Consider the following 19,485-nt stretch of genomic DNA (forward strand, 5'->3'; position numbering starts at 1 on the left):
CCCGACATGAAAAACATACTCAAGGGTTTCGGCGCGGCACTGAGCGTGGCGCTGCCGTTGCTGATGCAGGCATCGGCGGCAGCAGCGGCAACATCATCCGCTTTCGATCCCGCGCTCGTGCAGCGCGGCGCTTATCTCGCGAAGGCCGGCGACTGCGCCGCCTGCCACACGGCGCCGAAGGGCAAGCCGTTCGCGGGCGGCCTGCCGATGAACACGCCGATGGGTCAGATCTACACGACCAACATCACGCCGGACTCGCAAACCGGCATCGGCGGCTATACGGAACAGGACTTTGCGCGGGCGATGCGCGAAGGCGTCGCGAAAGACGGGCACAACCTGTATCCGGCGATGCCGTATCCGTCGTATGCCAAGGTCAACGACGACGACATGAAGGCGCTGTACGCGTACTTCATGAGCGGTGTTGCGCCAGTGCAGCAGGCGAATCGCGAGGCCGACATCGCATGGCCAATGAACATGCGCTGGCCGTTGAAGCTCTGGAACATGGTGTTCCTCGAGAAAGGCGTGTATCAGAACAAGCCGGGCAAGGACGTCGCATGGAATCGCGGCGCGTATCTGATCCAGGGCCTCGGCCACTGCGGCTCGTGTCACACGCCGCGCGGCATCGCGTTCCAGGAGAAGGCGCTCGACGAAAGCGGCAGCGCGTTTCTCACCGGCAGCCTGCTCGACGGCTGGTTCGCGACCAACCTGACCGGCGAGCATAACGTCGGCCTGGGACGCTGGAACGATCAGGACTTGCAGGCGTTCCTGAAGACCGGCGCGAATCGTCACGCTACGGCGTTCGGCTCGATGACGAGCGTGATTAACAACAGCACGCAGGCGTTGAACGATACCGACATCGCGGCCATGACGACGTATCTGAAATCGCTGCCGCCGGCGGGCGGCAACGGCGCGCCGCCTTACACGTACGATCCGCAGGCGACGAAGGTGTCGCTGAACCGTCCCGCGAACGACGCCGGTGCGCGCGTCTACACCGCGTATTGCATGCATTGCCACGGCGTCGACGGACGCGGTTTCGCGCCGATGCTCGCGCCGCTGGCCGGCAATCCGAACGTGCTGGAGAAAGATGCGTCGTCGCTGATCAACGTGACGCTGAACGGCACCGAAGACCTCGTGATCGGCGGCATTCCCGCGCCGTATCCGATGCCGAAGTACGCACCGGTGCTGACCGACCAGCAGATCGCCGAGGTGTTGACGTTCGTGCGCGCCGGCTGGAACAACGGCGCGCCGGCCGTGACCGCAGCCGATGTCACGAAGCTGCGCAAGTCGACTCAAGCGGCCCGCTAGCAGTAGTTACTCGAACCGGCCGTGCATGAAAAAAGCGTCAACCGTCTTTCGGCGGTTGACGCTTTTTGTTGTGTCGCTTGCAAAGACGCGGCTAACGGTGTTGACCAACCTTGTTGCGCTTTTCGAGCACACGCGCATACCACGTCAACGGGAAACACATCGCGAAGTAGATCATGGCCACCATGCCGTAGATCGGGAACGGCCGGAACGCCGCGTTCGTGATCATCGTGCCGGTCTTCGTCAATTCCGTGAAGCCGATGATCGACGCGAGCGCCGTGCTCTTGACCACCTGCACGAGAAAACCGACCGTCGGCGCGACCGCGATTTTGAGCGCTTGCGGCCAGACGATATAGCGCAATTGCTGCGCGAACGTCATGCCGAGACTCGCGCCCGCAGCCCATTGACCGCGCGGTACCGCTTCCACGCAGCCACGCCAGATGTCGACCAGATACGCGCTCGTGTACAGCGTCAACGTGACGGTCGCCGCGACCCACGGCGACACGTCCACGCCCACCAGCGGCAAGCCGAAGAACGCGAGAAACAGTTGCATCAGCAGCGGTGTGCCCTGGAACACTTCCACATACAGCACGACGATGCGGCGCAGCCAGGCGATCGGCGACACGCGCATCGCGAGCAGGATCAATCCGAAGACGCCGCCGCCGACGAAAGCGATCAGCGAGAGCAGCACGGTCCAGCGCGCGGCGAGCAGCAGATTACGGGCAATGTCCCACAGCGTGAATTCGACCATGATCAACGCTCCGTCGGTACAGTGCGGGCGGCGCGCCACATCAGGCGGCTGCGCCAGGCGCGAGGCGCGCTGTCCGAGCCGCGCGCCGCGCGTCCCGCGAACAGACCGCGTCCGAACCGGTTGAGGATTTGCCGCAGCACGATTGACAGCAGCAGATACGTCGCCGTGATGATCAGGTAGCTCTCGAACGAGCGGAAGTTGCGCGACTGGACAAAGTTGGCCGCGTACGTGAGGTCCGGCACGGAGATTTGCGACACGACCGCTGAGCCGAGCATCACGATCAGCACCTGGCTCAGCAGCGCGGGGAACACATTGGCGAGCGCCTGCGGCAGCACGATATAGCGAAACACCTGGCGTCCATGCAGGCCGAGCGCCTGCGCCGCCTGTACCTGGCCGCGCGAGATCGAATCGATGCCCGCGCGCACGATCTCGATCGCATAGGCGCCGAGGTTCACTGTCATCGCCAGAATCGCGGCCTGCATTTCGTCGATATGAATGCCGAGCGTCGGCAGGCCGAAGAACACAAAGAACAGTTGCACGATGAACGGCGTGTTGCGGATCAGTTCGACGTAGCTCGCCACGACCCAGCGCGCCCACTTCGGCCCGGCCACCGCGACGCTCGCGCCGGCGATGCCGACGAGCGCGCCGAGCAACGTCGAGATCGCGGTCAGCCCCAGGGTGACCGCGACGCCGCGCGCGAGCATGCCCGCATAAAGGCCGAAGCCGCTGAAATCGAACGCATAGGTCATGGCGTGGCGCTCATCGTGAGGTCAAACTCCGGGCGGTAAATTCAGAGATCGGCGGGCAGCGGCGTGCGCAGCCATTTCTGCGAGATCGCGTTCATGGTGCCGTCGCTGCGAGCCTTGGCGATGGTTTCGTCGACTTTCTGCTTCAGACGCGGCTCGTTCTTGTTCAAACCGACGTGATCCGGCGAGCTGAACAACGAAAACTTCTGCTCGGGATCGTTCGCGGGATGACGCGCGAGAATCGTGGCGCCGACGTCGTTGCCAACCACCATCAACTGTACCTGACCAGAAATAAACGCCGAAATTGCTCCGTTGGGATCGTCGAAACGTTTGATGTTCGCGCTGGGCGGCGCGATTTTCGTCACGCTCAGGTCTTCCAGCGTGCCGCGCGCGACCGAAATCGACTTGCCGGCGAGGTCGGCGGCGTTCTTCACGGGCAGCGTTTTCGGGCCGAACACGGCGAGGTAGTACGGCGCGTAGGGCTTCGAGAAGTCGATCACCTTCTCGCGTTCCGGCGTCTGGCCGACCGACAGCAGCATGTCGGTCTTGTGGTCCGCGAGATAGGCCATGCGGTTGTCGCCCGTCACCTGCACGAGTTCGACTTTAGCGTTGAGCGCCCGGCCGATCAGATTGGCGACGTCGATGTCGTAGCCCATCGGCTTCATGTCCGGACCGATCGAGCCGAACGGCGGATAGTCCATGAACACGCCGATGCGCACCGTGCCCGTCTTCGCGATGTTGTCGAGCGCATCGGCATGCGCGGCGGGCGAAAACGCGCTGAGCGCGCCCGCGGCGGTGAACGCGAGGGCCGCGGCGAGCGTGGCGAACGCGCGGCGGGCGGTCGATTGAACGGGCTGGTGCTGGTTCATGGTGTGTCCTCTGTCGAAAAACGCTTATTGGAGTGAGATGGATGAGGTGGAAGGATGAAGTGGACTCTAGGTTTGCCAAAATCCCTCAACAAACGAAATATGCGCATGGAGGCCATGACGTAAGCTCATGCTCGCCGCATCGCCCGCCGGCAGTTGCGCGGCGACGCGAACGGCGCGATGAATCGTTGGACGTATGAGCACAGTGCATGCAGCCAGGGTCCGCCGCAACTCGTGGCGCGACGCGCGATCGCGTATCCTGTGGGGTTGGAAGGCGTGTCCCGACAGCAGTTCGCCGCGCCGCCTCAATGACTTTTTCTGATCCCGATATGTCGATGCGACGTCTTCCGCCGCTCAACGCGCTGCAAATTTTCGAAACCGTCGCGCGCCATCGCAGCTTCACGCGCGCGGCCGACCATCTGTGTCTCACGCAGGGCGCGGTGAGCCGGCAGATCATCGCGCTCGAGGACTACTACAAGTTTCCGCTCTTCAAGCGTCACGCGAAGGGCCTCACGCTCACCGCCGAGGGTGAGTTGCTGCTGCCCGCGGTGAAGGAAAGCTTCGCGCGTATCGAGGAGATTTCGCTGCGGCTCACGCGGCAGCGCACGGACCTCGCGCTGAAGGTGCCGACCTGCGTGATGCGCTGGATGCTGCCGAAGATCATGCGCTTTCAGACCGAGTATCCCGAGCTGCATGTGCAGATCACCACGACGTGGCAGCACGACGTCGACTTCCAGCTCGAACCGTTCGACGCGGCGATTATTTACGGATCGTCGCCGGGTGCGGACGTGCAGTCCGTGCCGCTCTTCGAGGAGCGTCTAACGCCCGTTTGCGCGCCCGATCTGCTGAAGGACAAGCCGCTGGCATCGGTCGCGGATCTCGCGCGCCATACGCTGCTGCATCCGACGCGCGATCATCGCGACTGGAAGATGTGGCTCGCGAGGGTCGCCGAAGCTGACCCGGCCGACGCGCGCGCGATCGACGCCGAGCACGGCCCGAGCTTCGACACGCTCGACATGGCGACCAACGCGGCGTTGCAAGGCTTCGGCGTGGCGATCAGTGACCTCGCGCTGATCGACGAGGACGTGGCCGCGCGGCGTCTCGTGCGGCCGTTCGATACGGTGCTGAAGACCGGCTGGCGCTACTACTTCGTCTATCCGGATTCAGTCGCGCATCAGCACAAGCTGAGTCTGTTTCGCGACTGGATCGCGGCGCATTGGGAAGAGTAGGCGAGGGCGCCGTCGCGCGACGGCGTGTGTCAGGGCGCGAACGATAAAAACAGGTAGGCGGCGAACAACGACAGATGCACGGCGCCTTGCAGGATCGTCGTGCGGCCGGTGCTGATCGTCAGCGTGCTGACCAGCAGCGTGAGCACCAACAATACCGTTTCCTTGCCGTTGATGCCGAGCACGAGCGGTTGCCCCGTCGTCAGAAACACGGCGGCCACCGTCGGAATCGTCAAGCCGATGCTGGCGAGCGCCGAGCCGAGCGCGAGATTCAGGCTGTTCTGCAAGCGGTCGGCGCGCGCCGCGCGCACCGCGGCGAGGCCTTCGGGCAGCAGCACCAGCGCGGCGATCACGATGCCGACCACCGCCGCCGGCGCGCCCGCGTTTTCAACGGCCGTCTCGACAACCGGCGACAGCACTTTGGCGAGCAGCACGACGGCGACGAGGCACACCAGCAGCAAGCCGCCGCTCGTCAGCGCGAGCCGTGCGCCAGGCGGCGCGGCATGCACGTCTTCGTCGGCCACGTCGGCGAGAAAATAGTCGCGATGCCGCACCGTCTGCACGAACACGAACACGCCGTACAACACCAGCGACGACACGCCCGCGAACGCCAGTTGCGACGACGACAGCATGGGGCCGACGTTGGTCGTCGTGTAGTTGGGCATGACGAGCGTCAGCACCGATAGTGACGCGAGCACCGCGAGAGCCGCAGCCGCGCCGCGAATCTGAAAATCCTGCTCGCGATGGCGAATGCCGCCCACCAGCAGGCACATCCCGACGATTCCGTTGCATACGATCATGACGGCGGCGAACACCGTATCGCGCGCGAGGCCCGCTTTCTCGGGACCGGCTGTCAGCATGACCGACACGATCAGCGCGACTTCGATCACGGTCACCGCGATCGCGAGCACCAGCGTGCCGAAGGGTTCGCCGACCTGATGCGCGACCACTTCCGCGTGATGCACGGCCGCGAATACCGCCGCGCACAGCGCGATGCCCACCAGCGCGAGCAGCAGCCCGTTGCCCGGCAACGCGTAGGACGCGCCGAGCACGATCCACGCGACGAACGGCACGGCCAGAGTCCAGCGGGGCAAGACGGTTGCAGACATGGTCATCGGCTGGTTGGTCTGTGACTTCGGTGATTTCTGTGACTTCTGTGAGTGTTCCCGGCCCGCGGAACAGCATGCGATTCTAAAGACGCGGGCGATGCAATCGAGGCTTCAGGTCTGGCGGATGCCAACGTCCCTGCAACCGGAAGTGGGCATCCGTCCATGCGACTGCCGGCGCGATCACGCGCCGGCCCGAGCTTTACTGCCCGACCGGCCGAACGGTCAGTGCGTTCTTGACCGACGTCACGCCTGCCACGCCTTGCGCCGCTTGCGTGGCGAGGTCGACTTGCGACTGGTCCGGCACCGTGCCGGCCAGCGTCACAGCGCCGCCGCGTGCACGGACGTTGATGTTCGCGACGCTGACGCCCTTGGTCTTGGCGAGCGCGCTGCGCACCTTGCGCCCGAGCGCGCGGTTGGCGGCCTTGGCCTGCTTGCCGGTTGTCGCCGATGATGCCGCCGCTGCCGGTGCGGCCGCCGCGTCGCTGCTTTGCGCGGATGCGTTGAGCGATGCCAGTACGATCAGCGCGCCGCCGACCATCTTCATTGCCGTGGATGCTTTCATGCGAATTTCTCCTTGTCGTGAATAATTCGTCCCCTTGCGGGAACGTGTGCTGGACTACGGTAAAGCGCAATGGAACGGAAAGGACGTTGCTGCGGGTCTTGCGGATGCTTCAGGTTGACAGAGACTGCTGGATGCTGCGGATGCGGCCGAAGCGCGCGGCCGGCGAGGCGCACTGCGGGCCGAAAGACACGATACTCCAATTGGTTCCAGAATGAGGCTGCCGCTGCCTGGAAGTGAGGCGTCGCTACAACGCTCGCGACGATGGGCCGCGATGTGTGACTGCACGGTCTGGCGCTCTGAGATGGTGCTTGCTGCCCGGTGCTTGCGCAAGATGCGCGAATCGGGGCATAAATGAACGCACCCACCGATGCACCGACCGACGCAAAACTCGACGCAAAAACCGACGCAAAAACAAAGGCCCAATGCATGCGCAAACCGTCGCTTCCCATCATCCCCTTGTCGCGTGACGATTTGCCCGTCGGCGCGACGCAACTCGCGCGCTTCATGATCGGCAAGTATCTCGTTCACGACGTGCCGGAAGGGCGCATGAGCGGCCGCATCGTCGAGACGGAGGCGTATCCGGTGGGCGATTCGACGAGCCATGCGTTTATCGGACGGCGTCCGCACAACGGCTCGATGTTCCTCGCGCCCGGCTATGCGTACGTCCGGCTCACCTATGGTCTCTCGTACATGCTCAACATGTCCGCCGAAGCGGAGGACGTAGGCGCCGGCATTCTGATCCGCGCGATCGAGCCGCTCGAAGGTCTGCCGCTGATGGAAGCGCGCCGCCCCGGCGTGCCGCTGCGCGATCTCGCGCGCGGGCCCGGCCGGCTGACTGTGGCGCTCGGCATCGGACAATCGTTCGACGGCCGCGATTTGTGCACCGGCCGCGATTTGTGGATCGGCGTCATCGAGACAGGCGACGTGCCGGTCGGCGTGACGACGCGCATTGGCCTGTCGCGCGAGATGCATCGGCCGTTGCGCTTTTTCGAGCCCGGCAGCGCGTTCGTGAGCGGTCCGCGCAAGCTGCTGGTTGCGCCGCACGCGGACCTCGGCGACGGTCCGCAAATCTGACCGCGTGCAAAGCCGTTGCGGCAAGGTCTGCACGTCGGCGCGCTTGTTCCAAAGCGAAGGCTACACGCGGCTACGCGCTGCCCAATTATTACGCGGTCGATGCGCCGCGCATTGCTATCGCCGGAAACTTCGCCGCACTTTTTCAGTGACGACAATTATGTATCTCACAAATAGGTGTTTTCCCTTGGTGAATCGATGACTAGACTGGAATCACTCGCTTCCACATGGTGTGGCAAGCGCGGCAAATAAAACCAGGTCTGGAGGTAATAATCATGAAATCGCTTGTCAAGGCAGTCGCCATTGCAGCCGTTCTCGCCGCTCCGGTCGCGTCGTTCGCGCAGTCGAGCCAGCAACCGGTCACGCGCGCCGAAGTGCGCAACGAACTGATTCAGTTGGAGCGCGCGGGTTACAACCCGTCGGTCAGCAACGACCCGTACTATCCGGCCGACATTCAGGCCGCGGAACGCCGCGTGCAGGAGCAAAACCCGGCAGTGGCGCAAACGCAGTTGCCGGTCGCGGACACGAGCGGCTATGGCGGCACGACGAGCGGCTCGTCGCAATCGGGCGGCGTGCGTGAGTCGATGACCGGCGCGAAGTCGGTGTATTTCGGCAACTAAGTTTCGGCCACTAAGTTTCGGAAGTTGAGTTCGTAGCTGGTTTGCGCTGGTGGCAGTAGAAATGTCATCTGCGATAGCAGCGAGCGCGCCGCGATAAAAGCGGCGCGCCGCAGCTAGCGATGCGGATCTCAGTTCGCCCAGCGCGCATACGTGAGCGCACTTTGGCGCTTGCAGAAGCAGGCGCTAGACACACGATCCCTATAGCCCCTTGTTCAAATGGGCTGACCAGAATGCGAGAACCTCCGCTGCCGCAAGGTAGCTTCGCCCAACCGTTCAGCGATTGGGCTTTTTTTGCGGCTAAAACCGGCGGGTAGGCGAGAAGCGTGGCCCGTCAGGGACGCTCGCCGTGGATGTAGAACTCGAGCTGCTGGATAGTGAATTGCTGCTCGGCGATGATGTTCTTCACGAGGTCGCCGATCGACACCATGCCGATGAGCCTGTCGTTTTCGATCACCGGCAAGTGGCGCATGCGCCGCTCGGTCATGAGCGCCATGCAGTCGTCGGTGGTTTGATCCGGGCGCACGAAGCGCACCGCCTTGCTCATGATCTCGCGTACCGGCGTGGCCTTCGACGACCTGTCCATCAGCACGACCTTGCGCGCGTAGTCGCGCTCGGTGATGATTCCCGCGATGCTGTCGCCGTCCGTCACGACCAGTGCGCCGATGCCTTTGTCAGCCATCAGCCTGATCGCTTCATAGACGGAGTCGTCGGCTCCGATCGTATAAACGGTCGTGTTTGGTTTGGTTTTTAGCAGCTGTGCAACGGTTGTCATGGAGCGGCTCCCTTTCGCAGTGCAGCAGTGCAGCACGCCGGCGCGGCGGGCTGTCGGTGACAGGCGATTCCAGTATAGGCGCGACGCGCCAGCGAGTGTGTCCGGGAATACCTGGAGCGCGCAACGCACGCAATTCATGTAGCGCGCGGTTTTGCGCGCGCTTTGCAATCGCGTGAAGCGTATTGCGCGTTGCGTCTCGCGCTTGCGCTTTGGTGGTGCAAGAACCGTGCGCCATGCATGGGCATCCGGGTGCGGTGCGCCGATTAGCGGTAAACTCCTGTCCGTACCTTATCCCCGGTTTCATCGGGTTCATGTCCAGCACCACTGTCTAACGCCATGCTCACGTCTCACGATCCGTCGCCTGCGGCAGACGGCGCAATCAACGGCGAATGCGTCGTTCTCGACGCCACCGCCACGCTTCCCACGCGCTACGGCACGTTCACCTCTTATGTGTTTCGCGTGGTCGACAGCGGCGCCGAACATCTTGCGCTCGTGATGGGCGACGTCGCGAACAGGTCGTCGGTGCTGACCCGTTTGCACTCCGAATGCCTGACGGGCGACGTGCTCGGCTCATATCGCTGCGATTGCGGCGAGCAACTCGATCTCGCGCTGCGCTATATCGCCGCCGAAGGCTGCGGCGTGCTGCTTTATCTGCGCGGCCACGAAGGCCGCGGCATTGGCCTCTCGAACAAGATTCGCGCTTATGCGCTGCAGGAGCAGGGGCGCGACACGGTCGAGGCCAATCTCGATCTTGGCCTACCGGACGACTCACGCGAATACGATTCGGCGGCGGGCATTTTACGCACGCTGAAAGTCACCTCGGTCCGGCTGATGAGCAACAATCCCGAGAAGTTCGACACGCTGTCCAAGCACGGCATTCCGGTGTGCGAACGCGTCGCGCTCGCGATTCCGATGCGCGAGGAAAACGAGCGCTATATCCGCACGAAGCAGTTGAAGTTTGGGCATTACTTCGACGAGAACGAATAGCGACAATTTGATATCTGTCCGCAGGCGGCCAAGGTGAGCCAAAGTAGTCCATAACTGATTGAAAATAAAATAAAAATTATCCGCATCGAGGACTCTAGTCGGGTCACCTGCACTTGTCTCCGCATGTCTACACTTGCGACGCTGGCGTAGGTTTTTTCGGCGTTGCCAGGAAAACCTACGCCGGATATTCTTCCTTCAGAAAAACCTACGCCGAGGGAAGAATGCGCTTCGATGCACGCGCCGCGGCCAGACTGCCGAGCGGCGATCACATGACCTTCGATGGATTTCCCGGACTGCGCCTGCAGGCGTCTACGAGCCGGAAATCGTGGACGTACCGCTACAAGTCACCGGTCGATAGCCGCATGCGGCAAGTCAAGCTCGGTGAATGGCCAGCAATGTCGTTTGCCGGAGCCATCGCTGCGTGGGAGAAGAGCCGCGTCGAGAGAGATTCGGGCGCCGAGCTTTCGGCACGGCGCCGAATGACGCAGGCAGAGGCTACTCGTCCATCACCGGACAATTACACCGTCAGACAGTTGTGCCGCGACTATCTGGAAGGGTATGTAGAAGTCAACCGGAAGACCAAAGGTGCAGTCGAGGTCGCACGTATATTCAAAGCGATGTTAGGGCCTATCGCGGATCGGGCTGCGACTACCATTACGCGCGCCGAGGCTTTCGATCTGCTCGAATCATATCGGTCCACTCCCGTGCTCGCAGCCCGCCTTCGCATGGAATTGGGCTGTGCCTGGCACTACGCGCTCGATGCCGGTCGTCTTCCTGAAAACACCGCTAACTGGTGGAAGGTAGTTCTAAGAGGGCGATTGAAGAGCAAAGGGCGCAAGGTCGAGGGCCAATATACTGGAACACAGAAAAGGGTACTCTCGGTAGAGGAACTCGGCACATTGATTCGATGGCTTCCGAACTTCAGCCTGACCGTCGCTGACGCATTGACGCTCTACCTCTGGACTGGCACGAGAGGGGGCGAGATTGTCGCTATGGAGAGCACCGAGATCGCGGACGAAAGCGATGGTCTTTGGTGGACGATTCCCAAACAGAAGACAAAGGGGCTTCATAACGAAAGAGCAACGGATCTGCGTGTGCCGCTCGTGGGCCGCGCCGAAGTGGTTGTGCGGCGACGACTCGATCAGGCCAAGGGAACTGTCTTGTTTCCTTCGTCGCGTGGGAAGGCGATGGAGCAGACCGTGGTGCAGCACGGCGTCTACTATCATCAGCCGTACTGCAAAATCGCACCCAACCATGATCGCCCGCGATTGCCTGTGACGCATTGGTCAGCCCACGATCTTCGACGCACTACGCGCACACTTCTTGCCACACTTGGTTGTCCGAACGAAATCGCCGAGGCCGTGCTTGGCCATGCCCAGTCGGGAATCATCGGTATCTATAACCGGCATAACTACGACAGAGAGCGACGCGAGTGGCTCACGAAACTGTCACATCGGCTGGAAGAAATTGCGGCGACATATTCTGCAAAGAGGTAACCTTCGCCGCCGCCTGACTCCCTCGTTCCTCAGCAGGTGGTTCACGCTCGGCATCGTCACATTTCCGCCCGCCTTCACCGTCGTATCGACGAGCGTGTGTCGTGCCCGGAAACGGTAGTGGGGGCTGCCGCCCGTGGTGAGCGCGCTACCGACGTTCTGCGTAGTCGTCGTGTACCCCCTGTTCAGGCCGTCACAGCGCTTTGCATTCTGCGGAAGCTGATCGGTCAGCAGTTGCATCGCAGAAAGAGTCATCAATCTTCTGTGAGATTGTCCTGAAGTACGGGGAAAATGCACTTCCCGCGTCGCTGCATCGGCGGACAGTTAAGATCCGAGCGGAGCGTTGCCTCCGGGACCCGGGATGGCGAAGAACATCGAAACAGCCAATATCTAGCCCTCTTAACGTCACAAGGGACGCTGATACTTTATCGGGACAAGGCCTGCGACTCGCTGAACCTTCGTTCACCGTAACCGGTACCAATCGATGCATCGTGCATGTCCCGTCGACCGCATCGACGGATATTCCCCGCCATGTCCCTCCGGGGGGCGACGAATAGAACGGTTGCCTTCGCATTTGCATGTCTCCCGACGGTTGCGGCGCCTTTAGAATTCGACCTCTACGCGCGTCGTCGCCCTTGCGACTGCGGGCCCCGGACAGGTAACCCTTAACACGGAGGCTGCACCTTTCAGTCTGATCGCCTGTTCGTCGAGCAAATGCGCTGCAGCACTGGAGCAGCCCCACGGGGTCATTTTTACATCGGCGCTAACACGAATGCCGCTCACACAACTAATTTCGTCACTAGTCGTCAACTAACTTTGTGACTACGACGCGCGGGTGGTCGTCGCTTGTGCACGACGCTCAGCCGACCTCTTGGTTGCGGCGTGTCCGCTTCACTCAAGAAACAGTGAGGGGCCTTCGCAGTCGATAAACAGTTAACTAGCGGCCACGCTTGCGGCCATCGGGCTCGCGTTGATCACTCGCGCCAAGGCAGGGTAGGGCAGCGGGACACTGCTGTCATGACGGGGCATCCTCGCGGAGCGCCCCAGTCCCGCTACAGCGTCGGTGACTGTCGGCGCGCACGCCTGCATGTCGAGCGTTTCCGGAGCGGGGGTTCTCGGGGGGGGGGGCTATGTGATTCGTCAAGCATTAGGGGCGGATTTCGGTTGATAGAAGGTGCCGTCACGCAGCATCGCGAACAGCACGTCGCAACGACGTCTGGCGAGAGCAATGAGCGCCTAATTGTGGCGCTTGCCCTGCTGGACCTTGCGGGCGTAATAGTCCCGTGAGACCGGGTCCCGCAGGGCGGCAAAGGCCGAGAGGAAGAGCGCTCTCTTGAGCACCTTGTTGCCCCGTCTGGACGGATGTTCGCCACGGATGGACGAACCGGAGCGTCGTGTCACCGGTGCACGGCCGGCGTAGGCGGCAAGATGCGCGGTCGAGGCGAAGGCTTTGTGAGCGACCTCCGTGAGGAGTCTGGCAGCGGTCCTGACGCCGACTCCCGGCATGCTGGTCAGGACCGGCCAAAGAGGGTGTGCATGCACCAGGCGTTCCACTTCGTTGGCGACCTCGTCGCGTTGCTTGCGCAAGGCGGCGAGCTGCTGGGCCAGACGTGGCATGACGATGGTCGCGGCCTGCGTGCCGGGCACGACTACCGCTTGCTCGCTAAGCGCCTGAACGATTTCGGCCGCGAGGCTTTTGCCCATGCGGGGTGCGAGTTTGGTGAGGCGGTTAGCGAGAGTCTTCTCGCTGGCGGCCGCGAGCTCGGCCGGCGACGGATATCGCTCGGGCAGGTCAAGCACGGCCGGATGGTCGAGGCGCGGTCCGAGAACGCGCTCGAGTGCAGGATGGATCTGGGTGAGCAGGCCGCGAATGCGATTGCTGGTCTGCGTGATTTGCGCGGCGAGGTCGTCATCGAAACCGCACAGCATGGTGAGTTCGGCGAGTTGCTCATCAGCCAATCGAAGCGAGCGCAGCGTATGCGGCATCGAGCGGGCGCCTTCTGCAATGTTGGCGGCATCGCGGGCGTCGGTCTTGGCCTCACCGGCGTGCAGATCGGCGATGCGGCGCATAGCCAGACCCGGCAGATAGGCGACCAGGACACCTTCAGCACGGGCGACTGCCACGGGCAGCGCGCCAATGGTGGCGGGCTGATCGACGACGAACAGAAGTTGGCCGTGCGCCTTGAGTTCGGAGATGAGCGCGCGCAGTTTGGCCTCATCGTTGGGCAGCGCTTTGTTGTACAGGCGCTTGCCATTCCGATCGAGAGCGACGGCATGATGGTGGCCTTTGCCGACATCGACGCCGACGAATACATCGACGGAGCTATGTTGTTGGTTTTCTTGCATCGAAGGTTTTGCTGTTGATTTGCAGATTGAACGGTTTGGCCTGCAACAACGGTGGCAAGTCTCGGCATCCACGTTACGGACGGCCTCAAGATATTCTGGCCGAGCCCCTATTAGCGATCACCAGCCACCCACCAGGCCCGGTGACAACACCCCCCGGATCATGACTGCGACTGGGGGCGAGAATCATGCCGGGCCTGGCTGGCCAAAGCCCCGATTATCGGGGCATGAAGATAGTAACGGGGCGTGGGTGATGTGGCGAGAGACGCTTGTCGACCCTGAACTGCCTGTCGACCCAACGCGAGGCCTATGGCCGGTTGCAAATTGGAACGGCCATTCGCGCGGCATATCGGCCGGCAAGTCGTCGGCCATAGCTGACGGTCGCAGATCGTGCACTTTACGGCGGCTGTGTGTCGCATTGCTGTCACTCGCAAACGGTTTCCCGCAATGGCGGGACGAGTCCAGGCGACACTGAGCCGCCGTTGGAGCTTGTGCGACGACAATGGCAGCTTTCGGGCCTACCCGGACAACGGTCGTTCGCAAGCTTTGCGCTAACGACTCAAGACTCAAACTACCGACTTCCGCCGAGGGTGCGATCCGCCCACCTCAGCCTCGTGCTCGATCCGCCTGCTGTGTCGGTACGACACGGGCAACCGCCGGCGTCATGGGCGCAGTGATGCTTCATGAATTCCGGGAGCATGTGGCAGAGACTAATCCGTCTATCGTGCTCTGCACGATGGACGTCTGGTTTGGCCCGTAGATCGCAACTGCCCGCGCGCACCACCGTCTCAACACAGACCGATCCAATCCACAGGTCGGACCCATCAGAATACTGTGTATACATACAATTCGTACCCGTGATGGGGAGAGATAATCAATCAAAAATCAAATAGGTTTCGATAAAAAGCCAAGAATTGACGTAGAATCAAACTCCGATCAATGATAAATACTTGATCTGATGGAGAGCAAGATGGACAATTTCGATGCCGTAACGGCCACAGCTACTGCTGCCCGTGACATCCCACGACACTGGTGGACCACGCTAAACAAGCGCATAGAGCGAGCACTCCTGTCTTCAAAAAGGGGGCAAATCGAAAATCTAAATGCGACCGTGGCAGCGATGTCGGAGCGATTTTTCCGCAATGCCACGTCGCGGGTCCAGTCGGCCATACAAGTTCCGGAGGACGGCGACGGGGCTGAGTTGAGAGATGCTTACGTCCTCGGGCGACTAAGCTCGGCTCAACATCTGCTCTCACAGGCACTCTTCTCGCGGGCCGATGATCTGTTTGCTCCGACTATGCAGGACCGTCAATACCAGTCCTATGTCCGCGCGCTCCTAGATGACGATTTGTCAAATACAGAGCTGGGCGGCCGTATCGAGGAGGCGCCCGAGACAGTGAGCAGAAAACTGCGAGTTCTCCGTCAGCTTGGGATCACCGATTTCCGGCGCGAAGGCACTTTCACCATCAATTTCCTCACAGCGCCGGCCGGAACAGTCGCCCGGCAACTGGGTCTCGTGGCGCTAGAGCCCAAACAGGCCATACTTCCGAGCAGCGTGCGAGAGCGGCAAAAAAATCTGGCCCCTCACATGAACCAGCGACAGATTTTCTCAGGCGCGAGTGATCCTTTCGCGGCAGTGGCATGACAGACATAGCGACGGATAAGAAAGGTCGGATCGTCACCTTTTATTCCTTCAAAGGCGGTGTCGGACGGACGATGGCCTTGGCCAATGTGGCATTTCTTTCGGCGTGGAGCGGCAAGCGCGTGCTGATCATGGACTGGGACCTTGAGGCGCCGGGCCTGCACTATTACTACAGAGGTTTGCTTGACCCAGTCAACGCCCGGGAGATCCGCCAGGCGCCGGGCGTGCTGGATCTGTTGTGTGAGTGGACCGCGACAGTGAGCAAGGAGTCAGGCCGAAGCGACGACGCCGTGGCCAAATTCGTGGATTCAGACGAATATTTTGAGCGCTGCGCGCGCGCCATTTCGCCTTCGATCGGCATACCGAATGGTGGCCAATTGCATTACATTGGTCCGGGACGCAGTCATAACCAAGCGACAAACAGCCCTTACGAAGACGCACTTGCGAACTTCTCCTGGTCTGGATTCTTTGAGCTCGGCGGTGGCGTTTTTCTGGACTCCCTGCGGCGCTGGGCCAAGAAGCACTATGACCTTGTTCTGGTGGACAGCCGCACGGGCATGGCTGACGTCTCCGGTATCTGCACCATGCAATTGCCAGACACGGTTGCGCTGTGTTTTGCCCTGAATCGCCAGAATATCGACGGGGTTGCAAAGGTAGCCTCCGCGGTCCGCTCTGTGCGTAAAGACGCCGTGCAATTGCGCGCCGTTCCAATGCGAGTGGCTAGACAGGGGACCAGCGAAGAGGATGATGCGCGTGCTCGCGCCATTACTGAACTGGTGCGCGTCGGGGGGTTCCGGATTGAGGCGGCAACAGATGACTTCAGGAACGCAATTCCTGCCGCGGAAAACGTACCTTTTTACGAGACACTGTCTGTTCTGGCAGCCGTTGATCCCCGCGCAGATGTGCTGAGTCTCAGCTATGCGAAACTAACCGATTCCCTGACTGGTATTTTCCCGGATCTTCCCGCCTTTCCAGCGAACTGGCTTGAAACGGTCAAAAGAAGATTGCAGCCACGTCATGCAACCATTGAATTCCTGCTAAATCTGCGCAGTGCGGAGCCGTTGCGGGCATTCAATGAGCTTAAACGTATCATCGATAGCGCGTGCGAAGCCGAAGCAGATGGTTTTGTGTTTGACCCGGAATATGTCAAAGCGCTCATCGATGCCACATTCGAGCTACGGGCGGATTCAGCCATTGAGGTTGACGAATACTATCTTCTGCAAAAAGAGCTTCTGGACTTTGTTCGCACCCTCGCGCTCACACAACCCGCAAGATGGCGCCGCGCGCAGATCCAGATACTAGAACGCATACTCGTTGAATCGGAGTTAATGCTGTCTACGGAAGAACTTACTGCTGCTTATGAAGAGCTTGACAGCTTGCTCGCACAAGAAGACACCAAAAGCAGCCTCATTAGACGCACCACTCACCTTATTGCGCTCAGTCGCCTTTTGCTTGGATTCAACGCGATCGATAAAACGAGACCTGTCGTAGAGAAGGCACAAGCACTTGCAGACCGTCTGGGCGATGAGCAGCTCGACCGGGCAGACTCAAGCTCGACGCAAGAACGCGGCATGCTTCACGCGAACCTGATGTTACTTGATGGTGAAGTAAGTGAGCGCACAACAGAATCGCGTGACAAGGCATTGTCCAAGTACCTTGAGGCACTTGCGACATTGTCGCAGCCAGAAATGCAAAGAACATCCGCATTGCTCCAACTGCTGGGCAGGCTACATTCTAAGCTCGCCTTCGCATTTGAACGCAAGGGCGAGCTCCAAGAGGCTGCGGCACATGCCATCGCGGCGATCGCGCCAGAATTCCGGCGTGGAAGCACAGGTTTCAACTCATTGGCACGTCCGATCATAGCGTTGGGGCAGCCGGACAAGGCACTCGAATTTTGCAGAACTGCGCTGAGTGACGCTGATGGTGATGGAACACGTCAAGGCACCCGCGTGACGTTTTCATCGATCGCAAGCCATCACATCTACCAGATCAAATCATCGACCAGGCTGATTGAGAATATCGGACGACTCATCGCAGTCATATCGACAACTTCGCCGGCCTCCTCAGAGACCCGCGATGTAGTTGCCCAATTACGGGATCTCGCTGGCTTTGTTGTCTTTGCGTATGAACGACGTGCTGGGCCTAACGATGTAGACAGCCGCGAACAGTTGAATGCTTCGATTGCTGAGGTAAACAGTACACTTCTGAAGCTTGATGTAAGCGTGAAAGCGTTGCCTTTCATTACCTCCAACGCGCAGGAGTCCCCTCGCGCTCCTTCATTTGACGATGACGAACGTTAATCGACTCGACGCTTGCGCCTCGCCTGAAGAGGTATTCATCTCGTGCTGGGAGATTGCCAAAGGATGGAAGGACGCAGTCCGTGCGCGCGTTAAAAGTGCCTCCCGCGAAAGCCGCAAGCTGGTTGAAAATTCCCTGTCAATCGATAGCGGTCCGGAAGCAACGCGGCAGTTACTCGCCTTACTGGCGGGCGACCCCGCCTCTGAGCACTGGAAGGAGATGCTGTTTTGCATCATGCGTTGTATCGACAAGTTATTTTCTAGCGTTCATCCGCGCACGCGGCAAACGTTGCCGCACATGGGCGGCAATCTTTCTCTGCCTAGCTGGTTAGACATGGCAGATGACAGACGCGCCGATTCTGGTTCCTACTGGACATGGGACGAAGAGCATCTTCGCCTTATACCCAAAGGGCCGCTGCAACGGAGCTGTCGTTCGGAGTTCGCGTCAAGCACAGACGATTTGGCCGATCGATTCAGTTGTCTCAGCGTTGTACCATGTAAGGCCTCGCTCGAAGGAAGAGAGGTTCAGATTGAGATTGTGCATGTTGACGCAAGCGTTACACACGGCGTGAAGCCCACTGCCACCGCAAGTGGCTCCGAGTCGATTCTTTTTGTGCCCGTTGCGCAAGAAAAGGCTGATCTGGAAACAACGCTGCACAGGCTAGATGTCAAATCGTTTGTCGACTACAACCTAGTGTCAGGCGTTTCCATCACAAAGCGTATTCGCACGATTTTACCGCAGCTGGAAAAGCGGAGCCTGGATATCGCCATTGCACCGGAGCTGACCGTTTCGGAAAGGGATGCCGGACAGCTCGCGGGTCTTTTGGCGCAATGCGACACGGCGCCCAGGTTGTTTATATGCGGTTCAGGTTTGACGGCTGATTGCGACAGCGACCAACACAACCTGCCGTGGAATCAGTCGCATGTCCTGAATGGCATCGGCACCGTACTTTGGCGTCAGCGTAAGGTCATGCTCGCAACGATGAGTCCTGATCGAGCAAAGGAATGTGCAATCGCACAGCACGACGACTCATCCACCACGTTTTTCGAGAACACTGCCACGGGAGATTGCGTCGTCGTCGCGGACATCGACAGTTTGGGACGATGCGTGGTCCTGATATGTCAAGATCTCGAAAGTGAGCTTGCGGACACGATCGTCAAGCGATACCAGCCCGACTGGGTATTCACTCCTGTGCTCGATGTCGGCGTCGACGAGGGACGATGGGGTCATCGGCGCGCATTTGCACTGAGCGGTTATTCATACGCGCGATTTCTTATAGTAAGCAGCCTGTCGCTTGCGCGAGCCGCCAATAAAAGTAATGACACACCTTGCGGCATGGCTGTCGGTCCACGCGATGGGCTAGCGGGAGATGCCGGGCGTGCAGTCGCTCTTGTGAACGCGATCACAGAGGAAGGTGGCACACACTTCGGGATACTGACATGGCGCGACGATTCACATTCGTGGAAACAGACGACGGTAGGCTCAACCCAGACAAGAGCCGGATCTCTCACGGATCATCCAATGACTGCTGAGCAGCCTTGAGCGGCCCTCGCCCGGCGATCGGCCCAATGACCGCAATGGCCGACAACGGCGCATTCAGCATGCGGCGGGTTTCGGAGTGGGCCGGTCGTTCAAACGACCGCCGCATGGTTCAGGCGAGCGGCAGAAAGTGGCCGATTACTGCCCGATATACGATG

The 19,485-nt window shown here is 60.7% G+C and carries 15 protein-coding genes and 1 pseudogene; 9 read left to right on the top strand and 7 right to left on the bottom strand.

Annotation, left to right across the window (positions count from 1 at the left end; genetic code table 11):
* The first annotated feature begins 6 nt into the window (after window positions 1-6).
* The gene (locus P0D87_RS18880) at window positions 7-1,305 is read left to right on the top strand and encodes a cytochrome c (protein WP_053860280.1); all 1,299 of its coding nucleotides are present in this window, start codon (window positions 7-9) and stop codon (window positions 1,303-1,305) included.
* A gap of 91 nt (window positions 1,306-1,396) precedes the next feature.
* Here P0D87_RS18880 and P0D87_RS18885 read toward each other — a convergent pair whose 3' ends face one another.
* The 3 genes from P0D87_RS18885 to P0D87_RS18895 are packed head-to-tail and all read right to left on the bottom strand — an operon-like array spanning window position 1,397 to window position 3,668.
* Window positions 1,397-2,053, bottom strand: coding sequence for an amino acid ABC transporter permease (locus P0D87_RS18885; RefSeq protein WP_006053020.1), 657 nt, complete (start codon window positions 2,051-2,053; stop codon window positions 1,397-1,399).
* Between the two features lie 2 nt (window positions 2,054-2,055).
* Window positions 2,056-2,802, bottom strand: a complete 747-nt coding sequence (locus P0D87_RS18890) for an amino acid ABC transporter permease (RefSeq protein WP_029968756.1) — start codon at window positions 2,800-2,802, stop codon at window positions 2,056-2,058.
* Window positions 2,803-2,843: 41 nt separating this feature from the next.
* A complete protein-coding gene (locus P0D87_RS18895; RefSeq protein WP_053860281.1) occupies window positions 2,844-3,668 on the bottom strand; it encodes a transporter substrate-binding domain-containing protein in 825 nt (274 codons plus the stop codon).
* Between the two features lie 332 nt (window positions 3,669-4,000).
* Between P0D87_RS18895 and P0D87_RS18900 the strand changes: the two genes are divergently transcribed.
* A complete protein-coding gene (locus P0D87_RS18900) occupies window positions 4,001-4,894 on the top strand; it encodes a LysR substrate-binding domain-containing protein (protein ID WP_053860858.1) in 894 nt (297 codons plus the stop codon).
* A 29-nt stretch (window positions 4,895-4,923) separates the two neighbouring features.
* On the opposite strand, the gene P0D87_RS18905 is transcribed toward P0D87_RS18900, so the two are convergent.
* Both P0D87_RS18905 and P0D87_RS18910 read right to left on the bottom strand, forming a co-directional pair.
* On the bottom strand, window positions 4,924-6,006 hold the full coding sequence (locus P0D87_RS18905) for a calcium:cation antiporter (protein WP_053860282.1): 1,083 nt from the start codon (window positions 6,004-6,006) through the stop codon (window positions 4,924-4,926).
* Between the two features lie 193 nt (window positions 6,007-6,199).
* Entirely contained in the window at window positions 6,200-6,562 is a 363-nt protein-coding gene (locus P0D87_RS18910) for a BON domain-containing protein (protein WP_006053015.1), read from the bottom strand.
* Between the two features lie 426 nt (window positions 6,563-6,988).
* Here P0D87_RS18910 and P0D87_RS18915 point away from each other — a divergent pair, with 426 nt between their 5' ends.
* Window positions 6,989-7,636 (top strand): DNA-3-methyladenine glycosylase, encoded by a 648-nt coding sequence (locus P0D87_RS18915; protein WP_029968764.1) that lies wholly within the window; start codon window positions 6,989-6,991, stop codon window positions 7,634-7,636.
* Between the two features lie 272 nt (window positions 7,637-7,908).
* The gene (locus P0D87_RS18920; protein WP_053860283.1) at window positions 7,909-8,253 is read left to right on the top strand and encodes a DUF4148 domain-containing protein; all 345 of its coding nucleotides are present in this window, start codon (window positions 7,909-7,911) and stop codon (window positions 8,251-8,253) included.
* Window positions 8,254-8,584: 331 nt separating this feature from the next.
* Here P0D87_RS18920 and P0D87_RS18925 read toward each other — a convergent pair whose 3' ends face one another.
* On the bottom strand, window positions 8,585-9,025 hold the full coding sequence (locus P0D87_RS18925) for a CBS domain-containing protein (protein WP_006053012.1): 441 nt from the start codon (window positions 9,023-9,025) through the stop codon (window positions 8,585-8,587).
* Between the two features lie 336 nt (window positions 9,026-9,361).
* Between P0D87_RS18925 and ribA the strand changes: the two genes are divergently transcribed.
* Complete coding sequence (gene ribA / locus P0D87_RS18930) at window positions 9,362-10,012, top strand: GTP cyclohydrolase II (RefSeq protein WP_053860284.1); 651 nt, start codon at window positions 9,362-9,364, stop codon at window positions 10,010-10,012.
* Window positions 10,013-10,233: 221 nt separating this feature from the next.
* Window positions 10,234-11,508 (top strand): tyrosine-type recombinase/integrase, encoded by a 1,275-nt coding sequence (locus P0D87_RS18935; RefSeq protein WP_053860285.1) that lies wholly within the window; start codon window positions 10,234-10,236, stop codon window positions 11,506-11,508.
* Window positions 11,509-12,645: 1,137 nt separating this feature from the next.
* On the opposite strand, the pseudogene P0D87_RS18940 reads toward P0D87_RS18935, so the two are convergent.
* A pseudogene (locus P0D87_RS18940) lies at window positions 12,646-13,919 on the bottom strand (IS110 family RNA-guided transposase).
* Window positions 13,920-14,818: 899 nt separating this feature from the next.
* On the opposite strand from P0D87_RS18940, the gene P0D87_RS18945 reads away from it, so the two are divergent.
* The 3 genes from P0D87_RS18945 to P0D87_RS18955 are packed head-to-tail and all read left to right on the top strand — an operon-like array spanning window position 14,819 to window position 19,330.
* A complete protein-coding gene (locus P0D87_RS18945) occupies window positions 14,819-15,493 on the top strand; it encodes an ArsR/SmtB family transcription factor (protein WP_149029243.1) in 675 nt (224 codons plus the stop codon).
* Window positions 15,490-17,790: a KGGVGR-motif variant AAA ATPase gene (locus P0D87_RS18950; RefSeq protein ID WP_053860287.1), complete on the top strand. Its 2,301-nt coding sequence runs from the start codon at window positions 15,490-15,492 to the stop codon at window positions 17,788-17,790. The genes P0D87_RS18945 and P0D87_RS18950 overlap by 4 nt, the downstream gene beginning before the upstream one ends.
* Window positions 17,777-19,330 (top strand): hypothetical protein, encoded by a 1,554-nt coding sequence (locus P0D87_RS18955; RefSeq protein ID WP_053860288.1) that lies wholly within the window; start codon window positions 17,777-17,779, stop codon window positions 19,328-19,330. The genes P0D87_RS18950 and P0D87_RS18955 overlap by 14 nt, the downstream gene beginning before the upstream one ends.
* Window positions 19,331-19,485: the final 155 nt, after the last annotated feature.

It is taken from the genome of Paraburkholderia sp. RL17-368-BIF-A, assembly GCF_046054045.1.
Taxonomy (GTDB): domain Bacteria; phylum Pseudomonadota; class Gammaproteobacteria; order Burkholderiales; family Burkholderiaceae; genus Paraburkholderia; species Paraburkholderia graminis.

What these genes read in the sequence shown, in the direction of transcription:
- P0D87_RS18885 (WP_006053020.1), bottom strand. Translation starts at nt 2,053, where the DNA reads ATGGTCGAATTCACGCTGTGGGACATTGCCCGTAATCTGCTGCTCGCC.
- P0D87_RS18910 (WP_006053015.1), bottom strand. Translation starts at nt 6,562, where the DNA reads ATGAAAGCATCCACGGCAATGAAGATGGTCGGCGGCGCGCTGATCGTA.
- P0D87_RS18920 (WP_053860283.1), top strand. Translation starts at nt 7,909, where the DNA reads ATGAAATCGCTTGTCAAGGCAGTCGCCATTGCAGCCGTTCTCGCCGCT.
- P0D87_RS18900 (WP_053860858.1), top strand. Translation starts at nt 4,001, where the DNA reads ATGCGACGTCTTCCGCCGCTCAACGCGCTGCAAATTTTCGAAACCGTC.
- P0D87_RS18945 (WP_149029243.1), top strand. Translation starts at nt 14,819, where the DNA reads ATGGACAATTTCGATGCCGTAACGGCCACAGCTACTGCTGCCCGTGAC.
- P0D87_RS18890 (WP_029968756.1), bottom strand. Translation starts at nt 2,802, where the DNA reads ATGACCTATGCGTTCGATTTCAGCGGCTTCGGCCTTTATGCGGGCATG.
- P0D87_RS18955 (WP_053860288.1), top strand. Translation starts at nt 17,777, where the DNA reads ATGACGAACGTTAATCGACTCGACGCTTGCGCCTCGCCTGAAGAGGTA.
- P0D87_RS18935 (WP_053860285.1), top strand. Translation starts at nt 10,234, where the DNA reads ATGCGCTTCGATGCACGCGCCGCGGCCAGACTGCCGAGCGGCGATCAC.
- P0D87_RS18880 (WP_053860280.1), top strand. Translation starts at nt 7, where the DNA reads ATGAAAAACATACTCAAGGGTTTCGGCGCGGCACTGAGCGTGGCGCTG.
- ribA (WP_053860284.1), top strand. Translation starts at nt 9,362, where the DNA reads ATGCTCACGTCTCACGATCCGTCGCCTGCGGCAGACGGCGCAATCAAC.
- P0D87_RS18915 (WP_029968764.1), top strand. Translation starts at nt 6,989, where the DNA reads ATGCGCAAACCGTCGCTTCCCATCATCCCCTTGTCGCGTGACGATTTG.
- P0D87_RS18950 (WP_053860287.1), top strand. Translation starts at nt 15,490, where the DNA reads ATGACAGACATAGCGACGGATAAGAAAGGTCGGATCGTCACCTTTTAT.
- P0D87_RS18925 (WP_006053012.1), bottom strand. Translation starts at nt 9,025, where the DNA reads ATGACAACCGTTGCACAGCTGCTAAAAACCAAACCAAACACGACCGTT.
- P0D87_RS18905 (WP_053860282.1), bottom strand. Translation starts at nt 6,006, where the DNA reads ATGACCATGTCTGCAACCGTCTTGCCCCGCTGGACTCTGGCCGTGCCG.
- P0D87_RS18895 (WP_053860281.1), bottom strand. Translation starts at nt 3,668, where the DNA reads ATGAACCAGCACCAGCCCGTTCAATCGACCGCCCGCCGCGCGTTCGCC.